Genomic DNA, 12,619 nt, shown 5'->3' on the forward strand with positions numbered 1-12,619 from the left:
AATTATGCGCCCATTCCAAGCAAGAATTTACCGATGAATGAAAGACCTACTGCAAGAACGATAATGATACCGATCGCTTTAGTAGAGTTCATACCTTTCTTACCAAGCAACCAGAAGATAAAGGCAGTAAAGATTGCTGGAAGCAAGCGTGGGAAGATTGAGTTCAAGATGTCTTGGAAGTCAATCATCTTTTCACCGATTGGCAATTTGTAAGAAATGTCAAAGTTGATCATTGTTGCTACAAGAGCACCCATCATGAAGACACCAAGTACAGATGCAGCGTCAATCAAAGCTGTCAAGGTACTTTGCATGTTGTTGATAAGGTTAACCCCTTCTTTGTAGGCAAATTCCAATTGTTTCCAACGGAAGATGTCGTAAGCAACTGCAACTGCGATCCAAAGGAAGATACCCCATGGTTGGCCAGCGATAGCCATAGTTGCTGCGATAGATCCCATGATAGCAGGTACAAGTGAACCAAAGATAGTATCTCCAAGAGGAGCGAATGGTCCCATCAAACCTGTCTTGATACCGTTAACAGCATCTTTTGAACCAACACCATCTTTTTCTTCCATGGCAAGGTCAAAACCAGCGATAATTGTGTGGAAGAATGGAGAAGTATTGAAGAATTGAGTATGAACTTTCATCATTTCTTTCAATTCAGGAGTTCCATCCCCATACATTTTACGCAATTGAGGCAAGATCATGTAAAGGTAACCAGAAGCTTGCATACGTTCGTAGTTCCAACCTAATTGGAAAGTAAACAAGCTACGTTTGTTGATTTGATTAAAATCTTCTTTTGTAAGTTTGTAATTAGAATTCGTCATCTTCGATTTCCCCACTTTCTGATGGTGTAGAAGGTGCTGCTACAGCTACTTTTTGGCTGTTCTTAAAGTGAACAACTGCAAGGAAGATACCTACGATAGAAACACCAATCATAGACAAACCTTTGAAGTTGTTAGCAAAGCCAATTTTTTCAGCAACATCAGCAGGAAGAGTACCAAGGATACCCGCAACAGCTCCACCAAGACCTGTTACATATGAGTAAAGAACAGTCAACATAGCTGTCAAACCGAATCCCATTGCAAGGTAGTGGAGGTTACGTTTAACTGGAAGGTAACGAAGCAAGATTGCAAATCCAAGACCTGGAAGCATACGACCTGCAAGCGTCAAACCGTCTGCAATCCATTGATATTCTTTAACAAGGTCTACTACTGATTGTACGAAAGCACCACCAAAAGCAAGAGCGAAGAATACTGGAAGGGCACGAGAAAGAGCCCAAGGCACTGCACCAAGTAGGTAGTTGCGTTCGATACCTTTGTAGTCAAAGCGTTCGATTGCAGCATCAATACGGTGTGCAAAGAAAGTAGTTGTCATACGTCCAAGAACGTCGAAGTATGTCAAAAGTGCTGCTACTGGTACAGCGATTGTTGTGATCGCAAGATCTGTATCAATACCTTGAGAGATAGAGAATGCTGTTGCAAGAACCGCACCAGAAGTTGCGTCGATACGAGAAGCACCACCGAAGGTACCAACCCCGAGAACGAACAACTGCAAGCTACCACCGATAAACAAACCAGTTGTCACATCTCCCATGATCAAACCGGTAATGAAACCAGCGAATACAGGGGAACCTGCAGATGAAACGATTGTCAACTCATCACAGATTTGATAAGCTGAGTACAAAGTGAGAAGTAAAATTTGCCACCATTGTATCATAACAATGACCTCCTAAAAATTTTTTCCTATTTTAATAAGCTCAAAAAGTCTGAAACTGGATCATTTGGAACCATTTGAGCAGTGAGTTTCACACCTTTTTCTGCTAGTTTGTGGAAGTCTTCCACATCCTTGTCTACCACATTGATAGAACGTGTGATAGGGCGAGTTTCTGGTGTTTGAGACATATTTCCAACGTTGAGTGTTTCAAGCGGAACACCTGCTTCGACCAAACCAAGGAAACGGTCTGGTTTACGTGCAACGATAAAGAGACGTTGGCTATCGTATTTACCAGCAAGGATATTTGCTGCTGCTTTCTCAACTGGCAAGATACTGAGTTTCACACCTGGTGGTGTCGCAAGTTTCAAACCACTCTTTTCAATATCGTTGTTAACAACTTCGTCGTCTACAACCATAATGCGTGAAACATTTAGTTTTCCAGCCCAAAGATTGGCTACTTGACCGTGGATCAAACGTCCATCGATACGGCATCCTACAATTGTCATAAGTTTTCCCCCTTTATGTGTTTTAGTGTAGGTTTACGAGTTAAGTGAATCTCTTCTTTATATTCGCCTTCAGTTTCAAAGATGATGATGCGGTTAGCAGCTTCCTTGAGATAGCTATGAGGGATATAAAGTGAGAGGGTCGGGCCGACATTCCAGAAACGCCCTAGGTGACGCCCATTGACAAAGGCAACTCCCTTACCAAACTCAGACAAATCTAAGTAGGTATCCTTCGGCTCTTCAACAGTAAAGTCGAAAGCGTAAAAGGCTGGTTGTCCTTCTGTCCATCCTTTTGAAAAATCAATTTTCTCAGGATTATCCAGTGGAAGTGGATATTGTTTCCAATTCAGTAAGAAATGTAGATCTTTGCAGACACCTGTACGAATTCCTTTATGTTGCGTATCTGCTAAGAACTTGTGTCCATAGTTAACACGCCCCATATTTTCGATCAGGATATCAATCTCTGAACAGCCTTCTCGGTTTCCCTGACAGTAGATGTCTTCACCAATCTCTGTCTGGTATTGAGTAGCAATCCATTGACCATCTACATAGAGTTGAGCTCGGTCACGTCCATCTATGATACGAAGACGTTCCTCTTCGGCATCCCAACTTGCTTCGGTACGATAAAGAAGGTAGCCATAACTTTGACCAAGTTCTTCCATCGCTTTTGGATAGAGGCTTTCAGTTGGACTTGCCAGGCTATCCAGAGTTTCAAACAAGGAAACTTTTTCGACTAGTGGAATGGATTCCATTTCCATGCTTTCCTTGTAAAGTGGTTCCAACTGTGGATACTCTGGGAAGTGTGTCGCCATCATCTTCTTGACTGCTAGGTATTTAGCAGTTGGATTTCCTTCTTCATCGAGAAGGGCATCATAGTCGTAAGATGTGACTTGTGGTAAATCCAGAGTTCCTCGAGCCGAGCAACCATTCATGAAACCAAAGTTTGTCCCACCATGGAACATGTAAAGGTTGATAGAGCCTTGCTCCAATACCTCTCGAACAGCTTCCGCCAACTCTTTTGGATCGCGTGTGATGATTGGTTCTTTCCAACGGTTGAACCAGCCATCCCAGAATTCCATACACATGAGAGGCCATTTCTTGCCATGCTCATCAAAGAATTCTTGCATTTGTGAAAAGTTGTAAGGAGCCTTAGAACCAAAATTCCCTGTCACAAAGAGATCATCTTCAATCAAGGTTCCGGCTTTCAGAGTAGCCCTCCATGGGCCATCTGAAGTAAAGAGTGGGCAATCAATCCCTCGCTCTTCCATCAATTTTCGAATCGCTCTCAGATAATACTTATCTTCTCCATAAGAACCATATTCATTTTCGACTTGCATCATAAGAATGTTTCCACCATTATCCAACAAGCGAGGCACAAGCCTTGGCAATAATTGGTCATAATAGCGAGCAACAGCCTCGATGTAGGCCGGGTCGGACGAGCGGATTCGCATGTCCTTGGTCAAGAGCCAAGCCGGCAAGCCACCAAATTCCCATTCCGCACAGATAAATGGAGACGGGCGTACAATGGCATAGAGACCCAAATCTTGTGCTATTTGAAGAAACCTCTCCAAATTTCTGGCACCTTCAAAATCAAATTCCCCTTCAACGGGTTCATGTAAATTCCAAGCTACATAGGTCTCGACCGTATTAAAGCCAAGCGCCTTTAAGTTATAGAGAGAATGATACCAATCCTCTGCTGGAATCCTAAAATAATGAATGGCGCCAGACAAAATCTTGAACGGCTTCCCATCTAAATAGAAATCGTCCTCAATTTTAAATCTTGTCATGTTACCACCTCTGACGATTAAGTTTGCGCTTTCATTTATTATAATATTAACTATAATCAAATCTTTTGCATTTGTCAATAGGTTTTAGAAAATTCTTTAAAATTTTTCTATTTTTTTACTTACTATTTACCAAAATTATCTAAAAATAGCATGAAAGCGATATTTTAATGTATGATAATTCACAAGGTTATAAAATGGAATTTTTTACATGTAACATAACATTTTTAGTCTATTATTTTAATTTTTTTTACCTAAATACTACTATTTTGTCTGTATTTGTGGTAAAATCAAGGTTGGAGAAAGAGAATCGAGGTGAAATTTATGGCTATTCCTAAATACCAATATATTAAAGATGAATTAAAAAACAAAATCATCTCTGGTCAATTTGCAAGTGGAGATAAATTTTATACAGAAGCAGAATTGATCGCGATGTATGATGTTAGTTCAATCACTGTTGTACGTGCTTTGAATGACCTTGCAAAAGACGGCTATATTGTCCGCCAACAAGGGAAAGGGACTTTCGTTTCACGTGCCCGCAAGCACAAACTCGTTGAATTTTCAGATGTCGAAATCTTTGAAACAAAAGATGATAAAGTTACTGTCCTTTCTATCGAGCGCGGAAACAAGCTTGAATACCTAGAGAAACTTGGATTACGTGGAGATCAGTTCTACTACAAAATTGAACGTACCCGTCAAACAAATGGCGTAACTTACATCTACCACACATCCTATATTCCTGAACAATACATCAATGCCAACTATCCAAATCTTGACTATTATAGTTCTATCTATAAACGTTTCAAATTGGATTACCGCATTCACATGAACGATGAACATTTTGAGGAAATCAATGAAATCACATTTCCAACACCAGAGCATGTTGCTTCTGTACTTGGAATCGATACGCAATTTCCAACAGTCTTCCAAACGAAGACTACTAAACTTGAGGCTACTGGCCAAGTCCTCGCCTATAGTGAAACGTATAAGCGAGCAGACTACTACAAAATTAAATTCCTCTCATGTAATCGAGGTCATTAAGAAAAAGCTTGAGCCTAGCTCAGGCTTTTTCTATATTCATTATAGCACGAGAAAGAAGTTGTGAGAACGCTATGGAGGACTCTTATTTAATTAGTAGCGTTTTTACTAAAAACAAGTTAAATATTGGTTTTCTCTTTCTCATTTCTAGAAATAATTTTCTTCTAAATCTTATGATTTCCTCTATTTATTATAGTTCTTATATAAACCCACTTGACATTTTACTCCTTAGATAATAAAATAAATTTGGTTTTGTGTAAACGCTATCATATATGATAATAACAAGGAGGTTTTGTCATGAAACTAGAAAAGAAACAGCGCTTCTCCATCCGTAAATACGCGGTTGGGGCAGCTTCTGTACTTATAGGATTTGCTTTTAGCGCACAAGTCGTAGCTGCCGACGGAATTACTCCAGCTCCAACAGCTGAGGAAACTGTTCAAACTATTCAGGAGAATCCTCAGGCAGTCAAGGAAGCTGTAGACTCCAAGGTTCCAGAAAAACTGGAAGAAAAGGCTGACAAACCTGTAAAAGAGGAGGTCAAAGAAGAGCAGGAGGCTCCTCGAACAGTTGCTCCAAAAACAGAAGAGTCAAGCGCACCAGTTGTGACAGAAAATGCTAGTCCAACTCCTACTACCGAGAAAGAAAGCCCCGCCCCAGCTGAAACTCCTGCTGAAAGCACTTCTTCAGAAAAGAAAAATGAAGCCGTCACACCTGCAGTATCCACTCCTAACACTGAACGAGCACCTCAGGTAAATGAAAAACTGGCTAAAAGAAAAATGATCTCAATTGATGCTGGACGCAAGTACTTTTCTCCAGATCAACTCAAAGAAATCATCGACAAAGCCAAACACTACGGTTATACTGATCTTCATCTACTAGTTGGAAATGATGGCATGCGTTTCATGCTAGACGATATGACGATCAAAGCCAATGGTAAAACCTATGCAAGCGACGATGTCAAACGTGCACTCGAAAATGGAACTGATGCCTACTACAAGGATCCAAACGGCAACCATTTGACAGAGAGTCAGATGACGGACTTGATTAACTACGCTAAAAACAAAGGCATTGGTCTCATCCCAACTGTAAACAGCCCCGGTCACATGGATGCGATTTTGCATGCAATGAAAGAACTAGGCATCCAAAAACCGAACTTCAACTACTTTGGTAAGGAATCTGCTCGTACCGTTGACCTGGATAACAAAGAAGCTGTTGCATTTACCAAAGCCCTGATTGACAAGTATGCTGCATACTTTGCTGGAAAAACTGATATTTTCAATATCGGACTAGATGAGTACGCCAATGATGCTACAGATGCCAAAGGCTGGAGCGTTCTTCAAGCCTACAAGTGGTACCCAGAAGATGGCTTCCCAGATAAGGGTTATGATAAATTTATCGCCTACGCCAACGACCTTGCTCGCATCGTCAAATCTCACGGTCTCAAACCAATGGCCTTTAACGATGGTATCTACTACAATAGCGACACTAGCTTTGGAACTTTTGACAAAGACATCATTGTTTCTATGTGGACTGGTGGATGGGGCGGATACGACGTCGCTTCTTCTAAACTTCTAGTTGAAAAAGGCCACCAAATCCTTAATACCAATGATGCATGGTACTATGTTCTCGGACGAAATGCCGATGGCCAAGGCTGGTACAACCTCGACCAAGGTCTCAATGGGATTAAGAACACTCCAATCACTTCTGTTCCAAAATCTGAAGGAGCAGATATTCCGTTCATCGGTGGTATGGTAGCTGCTTGGGCGGATACCCCATCTGCACGCTATTCACCATCTCGCCTCTTCAAACTCATGCGCAGCTTCGCAAATGCCAATGCTGAGTACTTCGCTGCCGACTATGAGTCTGCTGAGCAAGCTCTGAAAGAAGTCCCAACAGACCTTAAACGCTATACTGCAGAAAGTGTCGCAGCTGTAAAAGAAGCTGAAAAAGCCATTCGCTCACTCGATAGCAACCTCAGTCGTGCCCAACAGGACACCATTGACCAAGCAATCGCGAAACTCCAAGAAGCTGTTAGCAACCTAACCTTCACACCAGAAGCTCAAAAAGAAGAAGACGCGAAACGTGAAGTTGAAAAACTTGCCAAGAACAAGGTGATCTCAATTGACGCTGGACGTAAGTACTTCTCAGCTGAGCAACTCAAACGTATCATTGATAAAGCTAGTGAACTTGGATATTCTGATGTACATCTACTCCTAGGAAATGACGGACTTCGCTTCCTACTTGATGACATGACTATCACTGCTAACGGAAAAACTTATGCAAGTGACGATGTCAAAAATGCCATCATTGAAGGAACAAAAGCTTACTACGATGATCCAAACGGAACCACTCTTAGTCAGGCTGAAGTCACTGAATTGATTGAGTACGCAAAATCAAAAGGGATTGGACTAATTCCAGCGATCAACAGCCCAGGTCACATGGATGCCATGCTTGTCGCTATGGAAAAATTAGGTATCCAAAATCCTCAAGCCAACTTTGACAAGGTCTCCAAAACAACTATGGACCTCGAAAACGAAGAGGCGATGAACTTTGTCAAAGCCCTCATCGGCAAGTACATGGACTTCTTTGCAGGCAAGACTAAGATCTTCAACTACGGTACAGACGAATACGCTAATGACGCTACCAACGCTCAAGGCTGGTACTACCTCAAATGGTATGGACTCTATGGCAAGTTTGCTGAATATGCCAACACCCTTGCTGCCATGGCCAAAGAAAGAGGCCTTCAACCGATGGCCTTCAACGATGGTTTCTACTACGAGGATAAGGATGATGTTGAGTTTGACAAGGATGTCATCATCTCTTACTGGTCTAAAGGATGGTGGGGCTACAACCTTGCATCTCCTCAGTACCTTGCAAGTAAAGGCTATAAATTCCTTAATACCAACGGAGACTGGTACTACATTCTCGGTCAAAAACCAGAAGATGGCGGTGGCTTCCTCAAAAAAGCAATTGAAAACACTAAAAAAACACCATTTAACCAGCTTGCATCTACCAAATATCCTGAGGTAGACCTTCCAACAGTTGGAAGTATGCTTGCCATTTGGGCAGATAGACCAAGCGCTGAGTACAAGGAAGAAGAAATTTTTGAACTCATGACTGCCTTTGCAGACAATAATAAAGACTACTTCCACGCTAACTACAATGCACTCCGCGAGGAGCTTACTCAAATCCCTGCGAACCTAGAAGGATACAGCAAGGAAAGCTTGGACGCCCTAAATACAGCTAAAGAAGCTCTCAACTACAATCTTAACCGTAACAAACAAGCCGAGTTAGACGCTCTCGTAGCCAAGCTCAAAGCAGCCCGCCTAGGCCTCAAACCAGCGGCAACTCACTCAGGAAGCCTCGATGAAAACGAACTAGCTGCCACTATTGAAACTAAGCCAGAACTCATCACAAGAGCAGAAAAGATTCCTTTTGAAGTTATCAAGAAGGAAAATCCGAACCTCCCAGCTAAGCAAGAAAAGATTGTCACACCAGGTGTAGAGGGCGAACGCACTCATTACATCTCTGTCCTTACTGAAAATGGGAAACAAACAGAAACCGTTCTAGATAGCCAAGTAACCAAAGAACCTGTGACCAAAGTGGTTGAAATCGGTGCCCCTATTACTCACAAAGGAGATGAAAGTGGTAAAGCGACAACTGCAGAAGCAAAACCGAGACTAGATATCCAAGAGGAAGAGATTCCGTTCACTACTGTGACACGTGAAAATCCACTCTTACTCAAAGGGAAGACTCAAGTTGTTACTAAAGGCGCTAACGGTCGTCGCAGTCATTACTACTCTGTGAGCACTACTGTTGACGGTAAGGAAGTGAAAACTCTTGTAGATAGCCTTGTGACCCAAGAAGCAGTGACCCAAGTTATTGAAGTCGGAACCCTTGTTACCCATGTAGGGGATGAACACGGTCTTGCCCCAGTCGCAGAGGAAAAACCTAGACTGGACATCCAAGAGGAAGAGATTCCATTCACTACCGTAACACGTGAAAATCCGCAATTGCCAAAAGGACAAAGTCAAGTCGTCGTTACTGGTGTAAATGGTCGTCGTACGATTTTCTACTCTGTCAGCACTACTGCTGACGGTAAGGAAGAAAGAACCCTTGTCAATAGTGCGGTATCGCAGGAAGCGGTCGCTCAGGTTGTCGAAGTCGGAACTGCCGTTGAGAAAGCTGAGCAAGCTGAAGCAACTACTAGCAAAGCAGATGAAAAACAACTCCCTGCAACAGGAAGTCAAGACTCTGCAGGCTTGGTCGCAGCAGGACTCATGGCCACACTAGCAGCTTACGGGCTCACTAAGAAAAAAGAAGATTAACACCCTTCGATAAGAATACAAAAAGCGAGATTGAATCTCGCTTTTTGTTGTTATGATTAGTCACTCAGTCCGATACGTTCAAAGATATCATCTACTCGTTTGGTGTAGTATGCAGGGTTGAAGATTTCATCGATTTCATCTTGAGTGAGGCGTGAGGTTACTTCTGGATCTGCTTCGAGAAGCGGTTTAAAGTCTACTTGGTTGTCCCAAGAGTAGGCTGTTTTTGGTTGCACCAAGTCATAGGCTTGCTCACGCGTCATACCTTTTTCAATCAAGGTCAACATCGCACGTTGGCTAAAGATCAGACCGAAAGTTGAGTTCATGTTGCGGATCATATTTTCAGGGAAGACCGTCAAGTTCTTGACGATATTTCCAAAACGGTTGAGCATGTAGTCGATCAAAATGGTCGTATCTGGTGTGATGATTCGCTCAGCTGATGAGTGAGAGATATCACGTTCGTGCCAGAGAGCCACGTTTTCATAGGCTGTTATCATGTGACCACGGATAACACGCGCAAGACCTGTCATGTTTTCAGAACCAATAGGGTTGCGTTTGTGAGGCATTGCTGATGAACCTTTTTGCCCTTTGGCAAAGAACTCTTCTACTTCGCGTTGCTCAGACTTTTGCAGACCACGGATCTCAGTCGCCATACGTTCGATTGAAGTTGCGATGCTGGCAAGAACTGCAAAGTACTCAGCGTGAAGGTCACGAGGAAGCACCTGTGTAGAGATTTCTTGAGCACGGATACCCAATTTATCGCAGACGTATTTTTCAACAAATGGTGGGATGTTGGCAAAGTTACCAACCGCACCAGAAATCTTACCAGCTTCCACACCAGCAGCCGCATGCTCGAAACGCTCGATATTGCGTTTCATTTCGCTGTACCAAGTTGCCAATTTAAGACCAAAAGTTGTAGGCTCCGCATGCACACCGTGGGTACGCCCCATCATGATAGTGAACTTGTGCTCCTTAGCCTTATCAGCGATGATGCTGGTGAAGTTTTCAAGGTCACGACGGATGATGTCGTTGGCTTGCTTGTAGAGGTAACCGTAGGCTGTATCCACTACGTCGGTAGAAGTCAAACCATAGTGAACCCACTTGCGCTCTTCACCAAGAGTCTCAGAAACCGCACGTGTGAAAGCCACCACATCGTGGCGAGTCTCCTGCTCAATCTCCAAAATACGGTCGATGTCAAAGTCCGCCTTCTCGCGAATCAAAGCCACATCTTCCTTAGGGATTTCCCCCAACTCAGCCCATGCCTCGTCAGCCAAGATTTCCACCTCAAGCCAAGCACGGTATTTATTTTCTTCACTCCAAATGTTCGCCATTTCTGGGCGAGAGTAACGGTTGATCATGATTAAGATACCAAGGGCGACTAGAAAGCGACTGAATTTTAGGAAACCAACAACGGACGCTTTCGTCCTAGGAGGTTTATCTAAATTCCGAGCTTTCTGCCCGGGTTCAGTTCTGCAAACTAAATGCCCATTTCCTTTCTTTGTTTACAATTAGGAAATCCGGAGCCCGTATTCAGTTTTGGTGAATACGGGGCCCTTGTTCCTTTCTTCTTTTATTTTCTACATGAGGAGCGCTTTTAGCAAGAATCCAAATACTTGAATTTGCTCTCTTCTCCTTATTGTTAAAAATTTTTAGCTCATTCAGAGATTATGTAGCCTGTATTCTTTGTTATACTTTTTAACTTCTCTTTAAATTATTTCGAAATAACCAATTTTATAAAATTTCAGAAGAATTTAATATTACTAATTCCGACACTGCTTCCAATAATGGAATCTCATTTCTCAAAATATCTTTATGAATATTTACTCGATAAGTTTGAGATTTCCTATTACTCTTACTGTGAATCAAGGAATTTCTAGTAAAATAAATCCTTTTTGCAAGAGTAATATATATCCCCTCTTCGTCACTGAAAGAAATACCAGGACCATTACTAAAATCTACTTTATTATTTTGATAGTAGTCTGGATTTTGTTTCAACTCTATTAGTCTTTCTCTTAATTCTGTAGGTCTGACATACTCTTTTAAAACAAATTTCAAGGATTCTAATTCATTACCTTGACCATCCTCACCAAAGCCAGTCAATCGTTTATGAGAAAAATAAGCCAACTCCTTGATTTTAGATTTATTCCTATATGAAAAATCAGGATGGGTTATTTTGTTCATCAAATCTTCTATTAATTTTTTATTAAATATTTCATCATAAAAATATTCTAAGATATGATAATAAGAAATAAATTGTATAAATGGATCGCTACTTTCCGAAGCTTGTCGGTAGTATTCAATTATAAACGGATCGTATCTCCTTTTTGGTGCCTCCATTTCAAAAGGTTTTACCCCATACAACCTTCTCTCATCACTAATTTTATTCAAATTTTCAGCTTCAATTATTGGTCTATGTTTACTATAAATATAAGTAAAAATAAAAGAATCTTTATATTGTTTGAACTCATATATATTCTTAGGTTCGTTAGAAATAATTTTCAATGAAAAATGATAGGGAGCAATTCGACTCGATAGATACGTTAAAAATGGTTCATATTTCTTATCTTGTTCAAATTCTACTTGTTCAAGTCTCCCAACTCTTCTCTTACGCACATCCATATCTTTAAAATACATAAGTATGTCATAACCAGGATGAACCATTTCCTCAATTCGTTTATATAGTAAATAAAATGTTGCAACATCAGAAATTCCAGCTATACGATAATTTATATTAGAAGCATTATCCTCTACCTCTATAGGAGAGTAGTAATATCTCGGAGGACGTCTTACATCACTTGATGTCAAAAACAGTTCAAAACTAGTACTGGACTCTAAAAAATAATTTTCTTCCTGCTTATAGTTAGGTAATGAGAAAAACAATTTCTCCATTTCTTCATTATCAAACATCAATAATTCATTATCTACATATACTGAATTTTCCACCTTAAAGTATATTTTATCACCTGGTGTATCGACCTGAAGTCCCAAATATTCAAACAACTTTGTTTTAAAAGTAATATAATCCATAATTTCTTATTCAAATTCTTCTTTTCCAATCCACACAAATGGACAATGACCTAGCGTATTCAAATCCGTATCCAGTGGCAAATCATAAATCACCAAATAGTTTTCTGGGTGCTGAGCTACTAGCTCTTCATGCTTGTCTTTCACCTTTCGTGATCCCCACTAGCACACAAGACCTCAACGACTGCTCTACAGCCTTATCTTGTTCAATAAAACCATTGCACAACCAGA

Annotated in this window: 8 protein-coding genes and 1 pseudogene; 2 read left to right on the forward strand and 7 right to left on the reverse strand. The window is 41.2% G+C overall.

The annotated features are described in order from the left end of the window. Window positions 1–2: 2 nt before the first annotated feature. The 4 genes from FOA33_RS08900 to FOA33_RS08915 are packed head-to-tail and all read right to left on the reverse strand — an operon-like array spanning window position 3 to window position 4,003. Window positions 3–824 carry a PTS system mannose/fructose/sorbose family transporter subunit IID gene (locus tag FOA33_RS08900; RefSeq protein ID WP_000185284.1) on the reverse strand — a complete coding sequence of 274 codons (822 nt, stop codon included), beginning with the start codon at window positions 822–824 and terminating at the stop codon, window positions 3–5. Further along, on the reverse strand, window positions 811–1,716 hold the full coding sequence (locus FOA33_RS08905) for a PTS mannose/fructose/sorbose/N-acetylgalactosamine transporter subunit IIC (protein WP_000616992.1): 906 nt from the start codon (window positions 1,714–1,716) through the stop codon (window positions 811–813). Before FOA33_RS08905 ends, FOA33_RS08900 begins: the two co-directional genes overlap by 14 nt. A gap of 26 nt (window positions 1,717–1,742) precedes the next feature. Then, window positions 1,743–2,219 carry a PTS sugar transporter subunit IIB gene (locus FOA33_RS08910; RefSeq protein ID WP_000156962.1) on the reverse strand — a complete coding sequence of 159 codons (477 nt, stop codon included), beginning with the start codon at window positions 2,217–2,219 and terminating at the stop codon, window positions 1,743–1,745. Further along, complete coding sequence (locus tag FOA33_RS08915) at window positions 2,216–4,003, reverse strand: glycoside hydrolase family 35 protein (RefSeq protein ID WP_221161356.1); 1,788 nt, start codon at window positions 4,001–4,003, stop codon at window positions 2,216–2,218. Before FOA33_RS08915 ends, FOA33_RS08910 begins: the two co-directional genes overlap by 4 nt. Before the next feature lie 321 nt (window positions 4,004–4,324). On the opposite strand from FOA33_RS08915, the gene FOA33_RS08920 reads away from it, so the two are divergent. Continuing rightward, on the forward strand, window positions 4,325–5,041 hold the full coding sequence (locus tag FOA33_RS08920; RefSeq protein ID WP_221161357.1) for a GntR family transcriptional regulator: 717 nt from the start codon (window positions 4,325–4,327) through the stop codon (window positions 5,039–5,041). A 294-nt stretch (window positions 5,042–5,335) separates the two neighbouring features. After that, a complete protein-coding gene (strH, locus tag FOA33_RS08925; RefSeq protein WP_221161358.1) occupies window positions 5,336–9,367 on the forward strand; it encodes an LPXTG-anchored beta-N-acetylhexosaminidase StrH in 4,032 nt (1,343 codons plus the stop codon). Window positions 9,368–9,423: 56 nt separating this feature from the next. Here strH and purB read toward each other — a convergent pair whose 3' ends face one another. From purB to FOA33_RS09280, 3 genes and pseudogenes are all read right to left on the reverse strand, one after another. Continuing rightward, on the reverse strand, window positions 9,424–10,722 hold the full coding sequence (gene purB / locus FOA33_RS08930; RefSeq protein WP_221161359.1) for an adenylosuccinate lyase: 1,299 nt from the start codon (window positions 10,720–10,722) through the stop codon (window positions 9,424–9,426). A gap of 373 nt (window positions 10,723–11,095) precedes the next feature. Continuing rightward, on the reverse strand, window positions 11,096–12,391 hold the full coding sequence (locus FOA33_RS08935; protein WP_221161360.1) for a hypothetical protein: 1,296 nt from the start codon (window positions 12,389–12,391) through the stop codon (window positions 11,096–11,098). A gap of 6 nt (window positions 12,392–12,397) precedes the next feature. Then, a pseudogene (locus FOA33_RS09280) lies at window positions 12,398–12,614 on the reverse strand (phosphoribosylaminoimidazole carboxylase). Window positions 12,615–12,619 lie beyond the last annotated feature (5 nt).

The organism is Streptococcus cristatus (assembly GCF_019685515.1).
Classification (GTDB): domain Bacteria; phylum Bacillota; class Bacilli; order Lactobacillales; family Streptococcaceae; genus Streptococcus.

Coding starts and splice junctions, on each gene's coding strand:
- FOA33_RS08900 (WP_000185284.1), bottom strand. CDS start 824: ATGACGAATTCTAATTACAAACTTACAAAAGAAGATTTTAATCAAATC.
- FOA33_RS08905 (WP_000616992.1), bottom strand. CDS start 1,716: ATGATACAATGGTGGCAAATTTTACTTCTCACTTTGTACTCAGCTTAT.
- FOA33_RS08910 (WP_000156962.1), bottom strand. CDS start 2,219: ATGACAATTGTAGGATGCCGTATCGATGGACGTTTGATCCACGGTCAA.
- FOA33_RS08915 (WP_221161356.1), bottom strand. CDS start 4,003: ATGACAAGATTTAAAATTGAGGACGATTTCTATTTAGATGGGAAGCCG.
- FOA33_RS08920 (WP_221161357.1), top strand. CDS start 4,325: ATGGCTATTCCTAAATACCAATATATTAAAGATGAATTAAAAAACAAA.
- strH (WP_221161358.1), top strand. CDS start 5,336: ATGAAACTAGAAAAGAAACAGCGCTTCTCCATCCGTAAATACGCGGTT.
- purB (WP_221161359.1), bottom strand. CDS start 10,722: ATGATCAACCGTTACTCTCGCCCAGAAATGGCGAACATTTGGAGTGAA.
- FOA33_RS08935 (WP_221161360.1), bottom strand. CDS start 12,391: ATGGATTATATTACTTTTAAAACAAAGTTGTTTGAATATTTGGGACTT.